Here is a 17,435-nt window from a genome sequence, read left to right on the forward strand (position 1 = left end):
AACCTATGGAATAATTTAATACATTTATAAAAAAAATACAAGATGAAAATTATCAAGAATTTACTAGCCATCGTCGGACTATTCTGTATTTCAGGATTGTTCATTTTTGCGGTTCAAAAACCTACTGAAAATGAGGAAGTGGCGGAGTTAAAAACTAGTAATGATTACAATGTCTATGCGGTTCAATTACCTGAAAATCTAAACTTTGCGGGAGAGAAGATGCCCATTTCCGACCCAGATGTTTATGAACGTATGGATCGAGAATTGTTGGTAAACACCTATTGGCAATCTAATGGGCTTTTAATGTTTAAACGTGCCCAAAAATATTTTCCCATTATTGAACCCATTTTAAAGAAACACGGCATTCCTGACGACTTTAAATACTTGGCAGTGATTGAAAGTGGCTTGACAAATGCTGTTTCTCCTGCTGGAGCACGAGGTGTGTGGCAAATAATGCCCGCCACTGGAAAGGAAAATGGTTTAGAAGTGAATGATAACGTCGATGAGCGTTACCATTTAGAAAAATCGACTGAAGTGGCGTGTAAATATCTTTTGCAGTCTAAGAAAAATCTTGGTTCATGGACCTTGGCAGCGGCTGCTTATAATGCGGGAAATGCAGGAATCTCCCGTCGTTTGAGAGAGCAAGAGGTTGCTGACTATTACGATCTGTTGTTGGGAGAAGAAACTGGACGGTATATGTTCAGAATTGTGGCCTTAAAGGAAATTTTAAAACATCCAAAAGTCTATGGTTTCAATTTTGAGTCTTCTGATTTATACAGCAATATTCCAACGTTTTCTGTGACGGTTGATAGAGAAGTAAAGGACTTTGCGGCCTTTGCTAAAGATTATGGTATTAACTACAAGATTTTAAAAATCCATAACCCTTGGTTAAGAGAGCCTCACTTAAACAATAAATCAGGAAAAAAATACACTATTGAAATTCCTGAAAAAGGATATTATTCGAAATCTTAATGGGTGCCTTAATTTCGAATAATTACTGGGTCATTCTAATAAGTATCAATTACCTGCTTGTCATTTTGGCGGCATTCACGGTGCTGACTAAAAATATTAATCCCACCAAAACCGTATCTTATATTATCGTTTTGGTGTTTTTTCCATTTTTCGGACTCATCGTCTATTATTTATTTGGCCAAGAGTATCGAAAAAACAAAATTTTTAATCGGAAACATCTCCTGAATCAGAAATTGATCTCTGATGTTAGTAAACGTCTCAAGCCTGACAAACAGGAAATCGCCGATTTGAAAAATGATCTTCTGGATGATAAAATCAAACTGGTCAAATTACTTCATAGTAGCGAGAATGCGCCCCTAACTACCTTTAATAAGGTGGACATCATCAAAAATGGAGAGAATAAATTCAAATTACTTTTAAAAGATTTGAAATCGGCCAAACTGCATATTCACTTGGAATATTACATTCTTCGTGATGACAACATTGGTTTAGAAATCATTGATATCTTATGTGATAAAGCTAAGTCTGGCGTTAAAGTCAGGCTGAGTATTGATGATGTGGGAAGTAGTGTGTCTTGGAAAAACAAGAAACGAATGGAGGCGAGTGGCGTTGAGTGGTTTTCTTTTATGCCGGTACTTTTTCCTAGTTTTACGAGTAAGATGAACTATAGAAACCATCGAAAAATTGTTATCATTGATGGTCAAATCGGCTATATTGGAGGAATCAATGTTTCTGATACCTATGTCAATTCTGAAGATTCAGAAATTTATTGGCGAGATACCCATCTGAGAATTGTGGGAGAAGCTGTAAAGTCTTTACAAATACATTTTTTGATGAATTGGGAATTTGTTTCAAGACATAAAGTGGATATTGAGGAGAGCTTTTTTCCAAAGGACGACTGCAAAGATTTTACCGCAATGCAAATTGCCGCGAGCGGTCCTGATACAGACTGGGCAAACATCATGGAAGTGATTTTTACGGCCATTGTTACTGCTGAAAAATATGTCTATCTCACTACGCCTTATTTTATTCCGAATGAGCAAATCATTACAGCGCTTCAAGTAGCTTCAAAAAGTGGTGTGGATGTAAGGCTCCTCATTCCAAAAGATTCGGATACATGGACGGCTAAGCACGCCACCAACTCCTATATTGAATGTTTATTGGAAGCGGACATAAAAATTTACCGGTACTGTAAAGGATTTATCCATGCTAAAACGATTGTTATTGATGATGTGTTTTCGACGGTTGGCACCACGAATATGGACTACAGAAGCTTTAATATTAATTTTGAAATCAATGCCATTATTTATAATACGGCAAAAAGTTTAGAGCTAAAAGCACACTTTTTTGAAGATTTGAAAGACAGCGAGATTATTGATCAGGACCGTTGGCTAAAAAGACGAACTATCGAAAAACTAAAAGAATCGTACTGCCGACTTTGGGCACCATTATTATAGGTTAAGGCTCATCTGTTACGATTACTTCACTATTTTCCTGTGGAGACCTATGGATAGGTTGAGTTTCCAATAATTGAGCGATACTGTTTTGTGTTCTTTCAATGAATAGCTTTTTTGTTGAAGCGTCTATGTTTTTAAGAAAAAATTTTCGATCAATATCATAAACCTGTTTGTCCTCATTAATGTAGAAACAGGTTGGTACGCCAAATGAATGCTTATAAACGGAAAGCGTACGGTTTAATTTGTTGTGGCGTTCATCCGCATAGACTACGATGACGTTGTTGTTATAGCGTCGCGCTTTCTTTTTGGCGGTGCGTTTTGTGTCCCAATAGACCACAATTACCACTAATCGATCCTTATATTGGCTGGCAATTTCATTAATTTTAATAATTTCTGCCCTCTTCTGTATAATTGCCGAATTTTTGGTAATCAATAAAAAAGGCTGATCTAATGTTTCGGTATACAATTTGCCTCCTGAAGTTTTCCTAAATTTCAAGTCAGAAATATAAGTGTTCCTCAGGTGCTTTTCTACTAAAGTGTCAAACAGCACATCCACGTGTTCGGGTTGCTGATTCTTAATTGCTAAATCTGATTGGGTATTAAAAGTACTTAAATGCTGAGCTAAGGCATCGTCAAAGTACACTTTTTTCTCTTGGGCGAAAAGGAGTGGACAAAAGAGTAAAAGTAAAAGAGTGCGTAGTTTTTTTATGGCCATGTAATCTCTTTAATTCAATAATCTTCAATTTACGGCTTGTTTTTAACAATATCAAAACTTGTCGACAAGGCGCAAGAAAACAAGTGCATAAAAAAAGCACTTCCAAAGAAGTGCTTGCGTAAATTATCTTAATCAAAATTATTGCTATTCTGCTTAACGTCTCCTGCCCTGTCTGTTTCCGCCGTAATGTTGGTTAGGCATTTGGGCTTTTTTCATACTGTCTTTCATCATTTTTATTTGGTCTGCCAACATATCCCGCTTATCCAGTTTCTGTGCCTCACTCAATAATATCTTCGCTTCCTGTGGGCGTCTTTTGCTAAAGGCAATTCCGGCAAGGTTTAATTTTGCCATAGCCATATCGTGATCCATGGCCAAGCCAAAGGTAAGTGCCTTCTTGAAATACTTTTCCGCTTCATTCATGTTGGTTTGTGATACCATGATACCATGCAGATAATTGTAATAACCTTCCTGTTTTTTAACCAATGCCGTTGATGGATTTTTAATCTTGTCCAACCAGCCTTTTGCTCCAACAAAATCTTGTTTACGCAGTTTCAAAAATGCCAAAAGGATAAATTCGTTCTTAAAATATAAAAACACAAATATTGACGAAAACAAAATGAGCATAATACCATTACCAATATAGCCTTCAGTAAATTGATAAACAGCAAAAGCTAAGATTAATCCAGTAATAACAAGTTTTAAATTTTTATTGTACATGATTTAATTTAATAATTTATAAGTAATTGTAGAAGTGATTTTAGTAGGTATAGTCATATTTGCCGCATGAATTTGGGTGTCTCCCACATATTCTCCGCTGACGGTGATGTTTTTAAAAAGCCCAGTTTTAGAATCGGCATGGATAATGGTCTCTTGAGTCCCAGTAAGCACCATGGTCACGTTTTCGTCAATGTTAGACATAGTGGTGGTGGCGGTGCCTAAAAGTTCGTATGCGTTCTCGTTGTGCGTTTTCAATCGCCATTGGTTTTGAGATTTCAAATCGCCCTGATAGGCATTTATCCATGTCTCATCCACACGCACTGGTTTTGCTGGTAAAAAATAGGTCATTTGCTCAAAGCTGTTAGAAAGGGCTTCACTACCAAATTGCTTTTCAAATTGTGCCTTGTTGGCTTCTATAGCCGCATTGTCAGTAATGTCCGCCGCTTTAAACATTGCGGCAATTAAGTTGTCCCCCCCAGAAATGGACTGAATTTTCCCCGTTTTTTCCATCACCATAGTTACCGGGATGTTTAGGGTGCCTCTAAACATTTTCGAAGTCATATCCGGGTCATCAGCAATGGCTGTATCTGCATTAAGCAGTTCGCCAAGTGTTGGTGAACTCATGGTCATTTGCATGTGGGTAAACACCATTTCTAAAGTAATAATGTCCTGGGTCACTTTTATCACCTTAAACTGCATCGTGCTCTTTAAATTGTTATCGATAATTTGATCTACGCCCTGAATATCTTGGGTGATATGCTGTTTTGCTTGCTGCTCCACCTTAAATGCATCGTTCACCTTAAGATTATAGTCAAGCCTCTTTTGCGCGCTAAGGCTTAAGGATGAGATAAAAACGAGCAAAAAAATAACAGCTTTCATAAATGGAGGTATGGGATCTTTTTTAAAAACACAAAGAAACTAATTTTTTTTAAGTTGTCATTCATATTTAAGCTTATTAGTCGCTTTGCAGCGGTATTATTTACTGTATTTTTACCGTTAAATTGAGTAGAATAATAAATCATTAAAATATTTTAAAATTAGATTTGTCAGAGTCAAAAGTCTTTGTATATTTGCCCGCAGTTTTGGAGAAAGAATCCATCACATATTTTAGACTATACAAGATTATTTTAAAGATATAAGACAATGAGCAAAAGAACGTTTCAACCATCAAAAAGAAAGAGAAAAAACAAACACGGTTTTAGAGAAAGAATGGCTTCTGCTAATGGTAGAAAGGTCCTTGCACGTAGAAGAGCAAAAGGAAGAAAAAAATTATCTGTATCTTCAGAGACAAGACATAAAAGATAATGATTGACAATTGTTAATATATTAAGGTGTTACTTAGGTGTAACGCCTTTTTTTGTACCCAAATCCTATTTATTTTTGCAACACAAAATCCATCAAAATGCCTAGAAATAAAAACATCAAATCTGTACTTATAATTGGCTCAGGACCAATTGTAATCGGACAAGCTTGCGAGTTTGATTACGCTGGTACCCAAGCCTTACGTTCACTTAGAGAAGATGGGATAGAAACTATTCTCATCAATTCAAATCCGGCCACCATCATGACTGATCCTACTATGGCAGATCATGTGTATTTATTGCCGCTCACTACAAAATCCATCATTCAAATCTTAAAGGAGCATCCTCAAATTGATGCTGTTTTACCAACTATGGGTGGACAAACCGCACTTAATTTATGTATTCAGGCGGATGAAAAAGGCATCTGGAGTGATTTTGGTGTCAAGTTGATTGGGGTGGATATTAATGCCATTAACATTACTGAAGACCGGGAAGAATTTAGAGAATTAATGCTTAAAATTGGTGTGCCAATGGCGCCTCAAGCTACCGCAACATCTTATTTGGAAGGAAAGGAAATTGCTCAAAAATTTGGATTTCCTTTGGTGATTAGAGCCTCATTTACACTTGGTGGCGAAGGGGCATCTTTCGTGCATACGGAAGATCAGTTTGATGAATTGTTAACCCGAGGGTTGGAGGTTTCGCCAATCCATGAGGTGATGATTGACAAGGCTTTGATTGGATGGAAAGAATATGAATTGGAGTTATTGCGCGATAGAAACGACAATGTTGTCATTATCTGTACCATCGAAAATATGGATCCAATGGGGATTCACACTGGGGACTCTATTACAGTTGCGCCTGCGATGACTTTATCGGACACCACTTACCAACGGATGCGCGATATGGCCATCCATATGATGCGTAGTATTGGTGATTTTGCCGGTGGGTGTAACGTGCAATTTGCGGTGAGTCCTGATGAAAATGAAGACATTATTGCAATTGAAATCAACCCTCGTGTGTCCCGATCTTCTGCTTTAGCGAGTAAGGCTACAGGGTATCCTATCGCTAAAATTGCTGCAAAATTGGCCATCGGGTATCACTTAGATGAATTGAGCAATCAAATTACAAAATCGACGTCTGCCTTGTTTGAGCCGACTTTAGATTATGTCGTTGTGAAAATTCCACGTTGGAATTTTGATAAGTTTGAAGGTTCTGATAGAACCCTAGGTCTTCAAATGAAATCTGTTGGTGAGGTTATGGCCATTGGACGATCGTTCCAGGAGGCGCTTCACAAAGCGACCCAATCCTTAGAAATAAAACGCAACGGACTTGGTGCTGATGGAAAAGGCTATAAAGATTATGATCAAATTATCGACAAATTGACCCACGCAAGTTGGGACCGTGTGTTCGTGATTTATGATGCCATTCAAATGGGAATTCCTTTGAGCCGCATTCATGAAATCACTAAAATTGACATGTGGTTTTTAAAGCAATATGAAGAATTGCACCATCTGGAAAAGGAAATCTCAACGTTTACCATTAATACCATTGAGCGCGATTTGCTGTTGGAGGCAAAACAAAAAGGGTATGGTGACAGACAGATTGCCCATATGTTGGACTGTTTGGAAAGTCAGGTGTATAACAAACGTGAAGAACTTAAAATAAACCGGGTTTATAAATTGGTAGATACATGTGCTGCCGAGTTTAAAGCACAAACTCCATATTACTACTCTACTTTTGAAAATGAAATGGAATCGCCAGATGGTACACGGGTTTCCGCGAATGAAAGTGTGGTCAGTGACAAGAAGAAAGTTATTGTTTTAGGATCAGGTCCTAACCGAATTGGTCAGGGTATTGAATTTGATTACTGCTGTGTTCACGGGGTGATGGCGGCTTCAGAATGCGGCTATGAAACCATCATGATCAACTGTAATCCAGAAACGGTATCGACAGACTTTGATATCTCAGACAAATTGTATTTTGAACCGGTGTTCTGGGAGCATATTTATGACATCATTCGACATGAAAAACCAGAGGGGGTAATTGTTCAATTAGGGGGACAAACAGCGTTGAAACTGGCGGAGAAATTAGACCGTTATGGTATTAAAATTATCGGAACAACTTATGAAGCGCTAGATTTAGCTGAAGACCGAGGAAGTTTTTCAAAATTATTGCAAGAAAATAACATTCCTTACCCAGAATTTGATGTAGCTACTACCGCAGATGAAGCATTGGCGATTTCAGACCATTTGGGATTCCCGATTTTGGTGCGTCCTTCTTACGTTCTTGGAGGTCAGGGCATGAAAATTGTTATCAATAGAGACGAATTGGAAGAGCATGTGGTGAATTTACTCCGTAGCATGCCGAACAATAAATTGCTATTAGATCATTATTTAGATGGTGCTATTGAAGCCGAAGCGGATGCTATTTGCGATGGCGAAAATGTGTATATCATAGGAATTATGGAGCATATTGAACCGTGTGGGGTGCACTCGGGAGACAGTAATGCGACTTTACCACCGTTTAACTTAGGGGAGTTTGTATTACAACAAATTAAGGATCATACTAAAAAAATTGCCTTGGCTTTAAATACAGTCGGTTTGATAAACGTTCAATTTGCGATAAAAGATGATGTGGTTTACATCATTGAAGCCAATCCAAGGGCTTCCAGAACCGTACCGTTTATTGCGAAAGCGTATAAAGAACCTTATGTCAATTATGCAACTAAAGTCATGTTGGGTGAGAAAAAGGTGACCGATTTTAATTTCAATCCGCAATTGGAAGGTTTTGCCATTAAGCAACCTGTATTCTCTTTTAACAAGTTTCCTAATGTGAATAAACAATTGGGACCTGAAATGAAAAGTACTGGAGAAAGTATCTTATTTATTGACAGTTTAAAGGATGATGAGTTTTATAACCTATATTCAAGACGTAAAATGTACTTGAGCAAATAATAAAAATTGATTACGCACGAGTTTATCTTGCTAATAATTTGTAATTTAGTGATTATTAGCAAGATGCTGTGCGATATTTCAGACCTAATGCTGTTTTATTAGGTTTAAGAATAAAGTAAATTCTCACTTTTTGAAAATGGGTTGTCTATGAAAAAAATTACGTTATCCCTTTTGGGTTTTTTATTAATCTCTTCTAGTTTTGCTCACAACAATGTGAGGCTTAACGTAGAGTTTGATAATGTTTCCGTTATGGATGATAATTATAAACCTGGATCTCAAACGGTTATTTTTGATCAGGATCAAGGCGATTTGAATGATTTTAAGATGACCCCTAATCCTGCAAACTCTAGATTTCAATTAATAGTGCCCAAAGGGCTTACGAATGTGAAATTGGAAGTTTTTGATGTCTTGGGCAATAAGATCATGACCAAGGCTTTGTCTAAATTATCAAGCACCATTGATGTCTCCAAATGGAACGACGGTGTGTATCTGGTTAAAATATCATCAGACAATGGCAATCATATCAAACGGTTTATCAAACAATAAAGGAAGATTCTCAATTTTGAATTGCGCTTTAACATACTATAATACCACCAATTTGGTGGTTTTTTTATGCGGTTGGGTCAGACAACCATTCGATACAAGATTCCTGTGAGAATTGCAATTCCGAAACTGATTAACGTGCCAATTAGGATGTATTCTGTAAGTTTTCGTTCCTTAGATTCTTTTAAATCGCCAAATCTAAATACTGATTTTGCCGTAATCAAAAATCCCACAGCTTCCCAATGATTTAAAATGACGAATACAAATACCAAAATACGTTCTAAAATCCCAATATACATGCCTGCATCTTTTAGAGATTCATTGCCCTCAGTGAGTTTGGAAATGTCCCATTTCATAAAAATGGTTTTCATTATGATGGAAACAGGAAGTGTTAAGAAGAGGATAAAGGTTAAAATGATTAGGGTGTGATCCGTTAAAAGTGAGGTTAAAAATCCATCTTTTGACACTCCCATCCAATAGATGGCTACTAGTACTGCACTATGGAGGAGTTGATCAATAAAGAATAAAAGCCGCTTGTTTTTTTTTGTTTGCAAGAGTAGTTTAAGAGCATCTATGATAAAATGGGAAACACCGATGATAAGGATAATTGGCCATTTTGAAACGTCCCAAAGAATCAGAAATAGTAGGGCCATATGGATGAGGACGTGCACATAAAGTTTTGGCGATCGCAATTTTAATTTCTCTTTTTCTTTCACCCAAGATGTAGGTTGTAAGAAGAAGTCGCCGATAAGATGTGCTAATAGAAGTTTTATCAAGATCATAGCTGTAAGTGTGTTATCTTTTTACGGTAGAGCCCCTCTAATTGCATTATAACATCTAAATGCGCACGTTTCTGGCGGCTGCTTACGGCATTCTGATTAATCCCCAAATGTTTCCCTAAGTCTTCCTGTAGCGCCTGTGGTTGCTCTAGGTGCAATTTGACAATTTCGGCCGAATTGGCTGTCCAATGGTCCATAATGGTTAAAGCCAATTTAAAGTATAAATTAAGCTCTTCGTCCAGTTGTGGATTGTTGGTTTTTATTTTGAGGTTTACTTTTTCCTTTTTGAGTTGCTCAAGTGTTTCACCGGAGTACTGAAAAGCTTCGCCATTAGATTCCACCACACTTTTACCCGTGAAGGTTTTGTCGCCAATGCCTATGGCAATCCGCACGTCTAAGCCTTTTATCATTTTGATACAGGCTTTAATGTATATAGCGGCCTTAAGACTTTCGGCAATGCTTGGGGTTTCTAGTTGAAAGCTGTCGCCTCTATAAATATCCCAATCGCTAATGTTTTTTGCAGATATTGATAAAGCATCTTTTAAAACCGATAGCCATACCTCCGAATCTTTAATAGTTCGTGATTGGATAATATCTCCTGTCAATATACTCGTCATCGGCGTTGATTTGATGCTAAATCTAATTATCTTCTAAAGACTTGATATTCGTAATTATCATCTATTTGATTGATAATTTAAAATATCATTATATTAAGTGATATTCAAATATATCGCATATTTCCGATATAAAAAAATTAGCTAAGGCTTACTTTTACCTTATACCCTTCAAGAATATGTAAATAATCGTTGGGAGAGAAATCCTTTTCTTCAAATTCTTTCTTTCTATAGCGCTTCATTTCAAGACGTTTCAGACTTTTTAGAAAACGTCTAATTTCTTGTTTGTCATTTAAAATCAATCCCGGAACTTCAACTGAATTTCCGTCGTCGTCTTTCGCCACCATTGTAAAATAGGACGAATTACAATGTTTTACGACTCCCGTTCTTATATTTTCAGCTTCCACGCGAATCCCAACCACCATGGAGGTATTGCCAACGTAATTTACCGAAGCTTTCATAGTGACCAACTCACCAATTTCTATAGGGTTAAGAAAGTCCACCGTATCTACAGAGGCGGTTACACAATAGGTTTTAGAATGTTTTGAGGCACAGGCAAAAGCAATTTGATCCATTAAATTGAGGATATAGCCCCCATGGATTTTGCCGTTAAAATTGGAATTAGAGGGTTGCATCAGTTCAGAAATCAAAATTCTGGAAGCGTCTACTTTTTTGTATTTCTTTTCGTCTTGTAACTTATTCATCATCAATAGCGCGTTTCAATAACTTATCGTTTTGTTGTTTGCTGGCTTTGGCGCCTAGTGTTTTAAGCGTTTCGACTCGTTTCACTAAATTGCCTTTTCCGGTTAGTTTTACCATCGCATTGTCGTACGATTTTTGAACTGTACCAAGTTGGTTGCCCACTTTAATCAATTCGTCAGTTAAATTAACAAAAGAATCGTACAGTCGGCCGGCCTGTGTCGCAATTTCTATGGCATTGGCTTTTTGTTTCTCATTTTGCCACATACTGTCAATGGTTTTTAAAACGGCCAGTAGGGTAGTGGGTGTCACAATAATAATATTTTTTTCAAAGGCATCACTATACAGAGCAGGATATTCCATAGAGGCAATGGCAAAAGCGGATTCAATAGGTATGAATAGCAACACAAAATCCGGACTTTCTATCTCGTAGAGTTGGTGGTAGTTTTTCTCGCCCAATTCGCTCACCCGTTTTCTTACGGATAGTAAATGATTTTTTAAATGGGTAGCCCGTTCAGATTCGTCAACTTCATTGATGTAGCGTTCATAAGCCACTAAGGATACTTTAGAATCTACAATCATTTTTTTATCGCCAGGCAATGAAATTACGACGTCGGGCATCACCCGTTTACCTTCTTCTGTGGTGAAACTTTGTTGTACAAAATACTCACTATCTTTTTGGAGTCCGCTACGCTCCATCACGCGTTCCAAAACCAATTCCCCCCAATTTCCCTGCATTTTGGTATCGCCTTTTAACGCTTTGGTTAAATTGGTCGTCTCCTTGCTCATTTGTTCATTCAATTCCGTCAATCCTATAATTTGACGGCGCAAGTCAGCACTTCTCGTAATATCTTCCTTATTGGTTTCTTCCACGCGCTTCTCAAAATGCTGAATTTTGTCTTGTAAAGGTTTTAAAATCGCATCAATATTTTCTTTATTCTGAAGCGTGAATTTACTCGATTTTTCGTCCAGAATTTTATTGGCTAAATTTTCAAATTCTGTAGTAAACTTTTCCTGTAATTTTTCTACTTCAGCTTTTTGCTCTTGGTTCTTAAGAGTGAGATTGTGAAAATCGGCCTGTTTCCGTGTCAATTCCGTGTTGAGAAAGTCTTTTTCCCTGCGGATATTTTCCCGGTCTTGTTCTAATTTATCAAGTGTCTCTTTTAAGGAAACTAGCTGTGCTCCATAATGCTGTTCCGTTTTTTGTACTTCCAAGGCATGCTGTTGCTTGCCATCTTGAAGTTGCTCTTGCAGATTAATAATGCGCTCTTCGAGTGCGCTCTGTTCGCCTTTGCTTTTGAGTCCGGAAATGGTCATCCCAATATAGGCGCCAATGCCAGCAGCCACAAGAATCGCTATGATGAGAATGAGATAGTCGTTCATTTAAAAATTCAATTTTACCAAAGATAGATTTTTTTATAGGACGTCCCATGGCTTAGCATAGAAGATAACGGTGAAATATAAAATGTAAAAATAGAGATGGCGAGGCTTTGAGCAGGCTATTTTTTCACCTTAAAGCTCCCTGTTGTTGGGTCAAAAGCAATCAAATCTTTAGGGAACAAGGTGTTAAAGGTTCCGTTGGCAATCAGCTGGCATGGGGTGCCAGAAACAACCATTGTGTTGCTCATGACAATCATAGTATCGCACAATTGAATGGCCAGATCTATTTCGTGAGAAGAAAATAGAATGGTTTTACCAGTTTCTTGAGCTAATTTTTGCAATAATTTCAAAATATAAGCCTTGTGATACATGTCTAAATGAGTAGTAGGCTCATCTAAAATAATCAAATCTGTGTCTTGAGCTAGCGCTCTGGCAATCATTACTTTTTGAAGTTGCCCATCACTTAATTCGAAGCATTTTTTATCTCTCAGTCCCATAATATTGGTCTGCTGGAGTGCTTGCTCAATAATTTTAAGATCAGTATCAGATAAATTTCCCACCCAATTTGTATAGGGTTGTCTTCCTAAAGCCACCAACTCAAATACGGATAAATTTTTTGAAGCAATTGGTTCAGTGAGCACTAAACTCAATTGCTTTGCCAGTTCTACCGTCGCGTAGTCGGTAATGGCTTTGGAGTTGATATAAATTACGCCTTCTAAAGGTTTTTGAACTGTGGTCAAGGTTCTTAACAAGGTCGATTTCCCAATCCCATTCGCACCCACCAATCCGACCAATTCGCCTTTGTGTAGCGCTATATTGATCGCATCCGCAATGACCTGGGTGCCTTTTTTAGAAGCATAGCCAACGGATAAATTTTTAGTTTCAAGGACGATATGCGATTGTTGTTTTGACACTTTAAAAGAACATTTTACGTTTTCGAGTTAATAGCCAAATGACTACTGGCGCACCAACCAAAGAAGTTATAGCATTAATGGGCAGCGTATAGTCGCTGTTTGGTAATTGCGCAATACTATCACAAATAAGCATCACGATGCCGCCTAATAAAAAAACTGCTGGCAACAGAATTTTATGATTGGAGGTATGAAATATTTGACGTGTGATGTGCGGAATGGCTAATCCGATAAACGCAATGGGACCTGCAAACGCGGTAATGGTTCCTGCCAATAAACTTGTGGCTATAATGATGAGCAAGCGACTTTGTTTTAGTTTAAGGCCCATGCTTTTGGCGTAATTTTCGCCTAATAATAAGGTGTTGAGTCCTTTAATTGAAATCACCGTCATTAAAATCCCCGCTAAATAAATTAAGAAAAAGATAAACAGCTCGCTCCAAGAGAGATTGCCCAAACTACCAAATCCCCAAAAAATATACTGTTGCAATTCTTCCGCTGAACTAAAATAGGAGAGGACGCTCACTACCGCTGAGGTGATGCTACCAAACATCAAACCAATAATCAGGATGGCCATGGTATCCCTAACCCTTGTGGAAACGATCATAACCGCGAGCAATACTAAAAAACTCCCCAAACTTGCGGCAACTACAACGCTCCATTTTGAGGTGAGTAAACTGGCAAAGACCCCTCCAAAAAGCCCTGAACCCAAGATGACTAACGCCACACCTAAACTCGCGCCAGAACTAATACCCAAAACAAATGGTCCAGCGAGTGGGTTTCTAAATAGGGTTTGCATTAATAATCCTGATATACCTAAACCAGATCCTACTAAAATGGCCGTAAATGCTTTTGGTAAACGGTAATCTTGAATGATGTATTGCCATGATTCATTATCAATGCTGCCCATCAGACTTTTAAAAATTTCTAATGTAGGAATTGACACAGAGCCCAAACTAATGTTTACAAAGAAAAAGATGATGAGCAAGGCTATCAAACTTATAAAGGGATATGTGTAGTTGGTATTCAAACAGATTTTTTTAGTGAAGGGAAGGCGTAAATGCGTGTGGTTAGTTTAATTTTTTAAAAAAGTAAGGCTCGTAATCTTCCATAAGTTCAGGATGGCAAACTTTAATCAAATCTTTTAAAACTAAATCCGGTCGTGCCATACCCATTTCAAAATAGGAAACTCCGCCCGTAGCTCCTGTAGTAGAGACAAATGAATACATTTGTCCTGTTTTAAAGGCTTTAAATTTTGTATAGTGGGCATTGGCTTTTTCAAGTGCTTCCAAACTCGGATAGAAGGAGGGACTGATCCAAATATCAGCGTCTTTCGCTTTCTCAAAAACAGTTTCGAAACTGAGGGACAAACTGCCTTTTTCAGTGGTATCACTATATAAATAATTGGCATTGGCATCTTTTAATAAAATCGCTTCAGAGCTCGTGCCGCTTGGTAAATACCAGATATCTTTATGCATGGCGCCGCTTAAAACGGTGGGCTGATTATTAGCTTGTTGGGCAATAGCTTTTGCTTCAGTGTAATCAGCTGCAATGGTCTCAAAGATAGCGTCTGCTTCTTTTTTCTTATTGTAAAGCGCGCCAAATATCTTAATCCATTCGGCTTTTGCCAAAGGGGAAGCTTCAATCCATTCGCCATTAAAAATGACCGGGATTCCGGCTTTTTGAATATTGTCAAAGGTTTTATTGTTGCCATCAATACCGAATCCGATGACTACTTCAGGTCGGAGTTCTAAGAGCACTTCGGTATTAATGCTTTCATTTTTTCCCAGTTCTCTAATGGTTCCCGCATCAATCAAGGCACGAGTCTTTTCTGACGACACATAATCGGTGCCTGGAAAACCAATCAGTGTGTTCTCAACATTTAATAATTCCAAGCCTGGGATGTGAGTGGTGGAGGTGACGACAATTTTTTCAATTGGTGTAATTAAAATACCATCATAATCATCTTTGTTTAAAGTGATTTTAGATGCCATCTCTTTGCTGATTAACGCATATCGAAAGGTTTGTTCAGATTTTGGCCAAGGATTTTTAATGGTTAAGACTTTAAAATCTTGAAAATCTTCAATTGAAAACCCTGTAGCATACAACAACTTCTCTTGTTGGGCAATAGGTGCTTCATTAAGATTTTTGTTGGTAGTTTTTTCCTTGCAGTTTACAAGGAATAAAAATAGAAATATTAAGGAAAAAGTTTTCAAAGCGTTTTGATTTTGAGTGTCAAATTTAAGATTAATTAATTGATTTCAATGCAGCGCCATTTTTAAAACCTTGCATTGCACTCATCAGATTCCATTTAAAATGTTTAATTTTGCACTGAATTTTGGTTCGGCAAAGTCAACTCTGCCGATTAAAAGGGAATCTGGTTAAAATCCAGGGCTGTTCCCGCAACTGTAAGTTTTTGTCCAAGTTATGGGCAACTCAAATTGAGATGTTACACACTTCAATTGCCACTGGTTAACACTGGGAAGGTATTGTATCATAAAACAAGTCAGGAGACCTGCCAATCTCATCCATCACGAGCGGCTTTCGGGTAAAGAGCCTTAAGAATATGAAAAGACTGTTTTATATTTTCTTAGTTTTTGTTATTGGTAATTCCACAATTGCCCAAGCACAATTGGATTCCATTCAACAATTGGATGAAGTGGTTTTAAGCGATAACAAATTAAAATTGTATGCTAAAGGTCATAAAATCACTGTGCTTACCGATTCTGTATTGCAAAAAAATAACGGTACTCTGACTGATGTGTTACGCTATAACTCCAATCTTTATTTTAATGAAAATGGATATGGAATGGTCTCATCAGTATCATTTAGAGGGACGAATGCTTCGCAAACTGCCGTGGTTTGGAATGGCATAAATATCAATTCGCAGCTTAACGGTCAGGTCGATTTTAATACGTTCAATACCTTTAATTATGATGCAGTAGAGATTAGAAGTGGAGGAGGCAGTGTGCAATACGGCAGTGGAGCCATTGGAGGCAGTGTGCATTTGAGTAATGCGCTAACATTCAACACACATACTGATCATACGATCCGGATGGGTTATGGCAGCTTTGATACCAAGCGAGCCAATTACCGACTTTCTACCGGTGAGGACCAGTGGTCTCTAAATCTCGGTGTTGGATATGTCGATTCTGAAAATGATTATAAATATTTAGGGTCAAGTCAAAGGAATCTAAACGGCCAATTTAATAATCTTAGCTTCAACCTGAATGCAGGGTACTTTATAGATAAAAAAAATGTTTTAAAACTGTATCATCAAAGTTATATTGGCGATCGTAATTTTTCGGGAACCCGCGTTGCACCTTCTAAATCGCGCTATGAGGATACCAATTACAGGTCGATGCTTGAGTGGGGTATGTTTCAAAATGATTTTACTTCAAAATTAAAAGTAGTACATCTTTTTGAGGCGTTTAAATACTTCGAAAATAAAGATGCGGATAGGTATTCTTTCGGAAATGTGGCAAGTTTTATTGGAAATCATACGCTCAACTATAAGCTTAATAGCGCCATTGAAGTGCGTAGTGTTTTAGAATTTTCAAAATACTCTGCAGATGGTGATAGCTTTGGTAATCCTAGTCGGGATGCATTTTCTACCACGGGATTATGGCGTCATCAATTATCCGAAGTTTTTAACTATGGGGTGAACATTCGAAAAGAGTTTACCTCTGGGTTTTCGAGTCCTGTGGTGTTTTCAGCAGATGCCGAATATCGTATAAATAGGTCTTATGCCATTAAAATAAATGGTTCCAAGAATTATAGAGTGCCTTCTTTTAATGATTTGTATTGGAATCCGGGAGGTAATTTGGAGCTGGTACCAGAATTGTCCTATCAAGTGGACTTAGGACATGAATTCTCATCCCGATTTATGGATGTCAAATTCAATACGTACTACATCAAAACCAAAGACATGATCCAATGGGTTCCAGATCATACGGGGTTATTTAGGCCGCAAAACGTTAGTAAGGTGCGAAATTATGGTGCGGAATTGGAACTTATTCTTAAGTATCATCTTAATGGTCATCAGTTCAATCTGAATTCGGGCTATTCTTATACAGTTTCTGAAAATGCAGAAACAGACCAGCAACTTATTTACGTACCATTTCATAAAGCCAGTGTGAACCTGAGTTATGGTTATAAAGCTATGGAGCTGTTTTATCAGCATCTGATTAATGGCGAAGTGGCTATTATTGGAGGACAGTTACAAGGTTATAATGTAGGCAATTTAGGCTTATCCTACCATTACACCATGTTCGATAATCTAGCAACTATTCTGCAGTTTAATATCAATAATATCTATAATAGTCCTTACGAAAATGTGGCACTTAGGCCTATGCCCAATCGAAATTATCAATTACAATTAACTCTAAAATTTTAA

At 37.6% G+C, this 17,435-nt stretch carries 16 protein-coding genes and 1 riboswitch; of the genes, 6 read left to right on the forward strand and 10 right to left on the reverse strand.

Annotated features, from left to right (window positions below; genetic code table 11):
* Positions 1–42 precede the first annotated feature (42 nt).
* Positions 43–972, forward strand: coding sequence for a lytic transglycosylase domain-containing protein (locus ES711_RS01890; protein WP_146889141.1), 930 nt, complete (start codon positions 43–45; stop codon positions 970–972).
* On the forward strand, positions 972–2,429 hold the full coding sequence (cls, locus tag ES711_RS01895; protein WP_146889143.1) for a cardiolipin synthase: 1,458 nt from the start codon (positions 972–974) through the stop codon (positions 2,427–2,429). Before ES711_RS01890 ends, cls begins: the two co-directional genes overlap by 1 nt.
* Position 2,430: 1 nt before the next feature.
* Here the strand turns inward: cls and ES711_RS01900 are convergent, their stop codons facing one another.
* The 3 genes from ES711_RS01900 to ES711_RS01910 all read right to left on the reverse strand — a co-directional run bounded on the left by ES711_RS01900 (position 2,431) and on the right by ES711_RS01910 (position 4,740).
* Positions 2,431–3,144 (reverse strand): hypothetical protein, encoded by a 714-nt coding sequence (locus ES711_RS01900; protein WP_146889146.1) that lies wholly within the window; start codon positions 3,142–3,144, stop codon positions 2,431–2,433.
* Between the two features lie 153 nt (positions 3,145–3,297).
* Entirely contained in the window at positions 3,298–3,861 is a 564-nt protein-coding gene (locus tag ES711_RS01905; protein WP_146889149.1) for a tetratricopeptide repeat protein, read from the reverse strand.
* A gap of 3 nt (positions 3,862–3,864) precedes the next feature.
* Positions 3,865–4,740 carry a DUF6263 family protein gene (locus ES711_RS01910; RefSeq protein ID WP_146889152.1) on the reverse strand — a complete coding sequence of 292 codons (876 nt, stop codon included), beginning with the start codon at positions 4,738–4,740 and terminating at the stop codon, positions 3,865–3,867.
* Positions 4,741–5,004: 264 nt separating this feature from the next.
* Between ES711_RS01910 and rpmH the strand changes: the two genes are divergently transcribed.
* The 3 genes from rpmH (at position 5,005) to ES711_RS01925 (ending at position 8,662) form a co-directional block, all read left to right on the forward strand.
* Positions 5,005–5,166, forward strand: a complete 162-nt coding sequence (gene rpmH, locus ES711_RS01915; protein ID WP_146889155.1) for a 50S ribosomal protein L34 — start codon at positions 5,005–5,007, stop codon at positions 5,164–5,166.
* Between the two features lie 97 nt (positions 5,167–5,263).
* Positions 5,264–8,116 (forward strand): carbamoyl-phosphate synthase large subunit, encoded by a 2,853-nt coding sequence (gene carB / locus ES711_RS01920; RefSeq protein WP_146889157.1) that lies wholly within the window; start codon positions 5,264–5,266, stop codon positions 8,114–8,116.
* A 147-nt stretch (positions 8,117–8,263) separates the two neighbouring features.
* Complete coding sequence (locus ES711_RS01925) at positions 8,264–8,662, forward strand: T9SS type A sorting domain-containing protein (RefSeq protein ID WP_146889160.1); 399 nt, start codon at positions 8,264–8,266, stop codon at positions 8,660–8,662.
* Between the two features lie 77 nt (positions 8,663–8,739).
* Here ES711_RS01925 and ES711_RS01930 read toward each other — a convergent pair whose 3' ends face one another.
* The 7 genes from ES711_RS01930 to ES711_RS01960 all read right to left on the reverse strand — a co-directional run bounded on the left by ES711_RS01930 (position 8,740) and on the right by ES711_RS01960 (position 15,255).
* Positions 8,740–9,441 (reverse strand): DUF3307 domain-containing protein, encoded by a 702-nt coding sequence (locus ES711_RS01930; protein WP_146889163.1) that lies wholly within the window; start codon positions 9,439–9,441, stop codon positions 8,740–8,742.
* A complete protein-coding gene (locus tag ES711_RS01935; RefSeq protein ID WP_146889166.1) occupies positions 9,438–10,055 on the reverse strand; it encodes a transcriptional regulator in 618 nt (205 codons plus the stop codon). The genes ES711_RS01930 and ES711_RS01935 overlap by 4 nt, the downstream gene beginning before the upstream one ends.
* Positions 10,056–10,192: 137 nt before the next feature.
* Positions 10,193–10,759 (reverse strand): acyl-CoA thioesterase, encoded by a 567-nt coding sequence (locus ES711_RS01940; protein WP_246139102.1) that lies wholly within the window; start codon positions 10,757–10,759, stop codon positions 10,193–10,195.
* Positions 10,749–12,134, reverse strand: coding sequence for a DNA recombination protein RmuC (gene rmuC / locus ES711_RS01945; RefSeq protein WP_146889168.1), 1,386 nt, complete (start codon positions 12,132–12,134; stop codon positions 10,749–10,751). The genes ES711_RS01940 and rmuC overlap by 11 nt, the downstream gene beginning before the upstream one ends.
* A gap of 116 nt (positions 12,135–12,250) precedes the next feature.
* The gene (locus ES711_RS01950) at positions 12,251–13,045 is read right to left on the reverse strand and encodes an ABC transporter ATP-binding protein (RefSeq protein ID WP_146889171.1); all 795 of its coding nucleotides are present in this window, start codon (positions 13,043–13,045) and stop codon (positions 12,251–12,253) included.
* 1 nt (position 13,046) lies between these two features.
* Complete coding sequence (locus ES711_RS01955) at positions 13,047–14,069, reverse strand: FecCD family ABC transporter permease (protein WP_146889174.1); 1,023 nt, start codon at positions 14,067–14,069, stop codon at positions 13,047–13,049.
* A 40-nt stretch (positions 14,070–14,109) separates the two neighbouring features.
* The gene (locus tag ES711_RS01960; protein WP_146889177.1) at positions 14,110–15,255 is read right to left on the reverse strand and encodes an ABC transporter substrate-binding protein; all 1,146 of its coding nucleotides are present in this window, start codon (positions 15,253–15,255) and stop codon (positions 14,110–14,112) included.
* Between the two features lie 106 nt (positions 15,256–15,361).
* A riboswitch (cobalamin riboswitch) is annotated at positions 15,362–15,576 on the forward strand.
* A 29-nt stretch (positions 15,577–15,605) separates the two neighbouring features.
* Between ES711_RS01960 and ES711_RS01965 the strand changes: the two genes are divergently transcribed.
* A complete protein-coding gene (locus tag ES711_RS01965; protein WP_146889180.1) occupies positions 15,606–17,435 on the forward strand; it encodes a TonB-dependent receptor plug domain-containing protein in 1,830 nt (609 codons plus the stop codon).

The organism is Gelidibacter salicanalis (assembly GCF_007997285.1).
GTDB classification, from domain to species: Bacteria; Bacteroidota; Bacteroidia; order Flavobacteriales; family Flavobacteriaceae; genus Gelidibacter; species Gelidibacter salicanalis.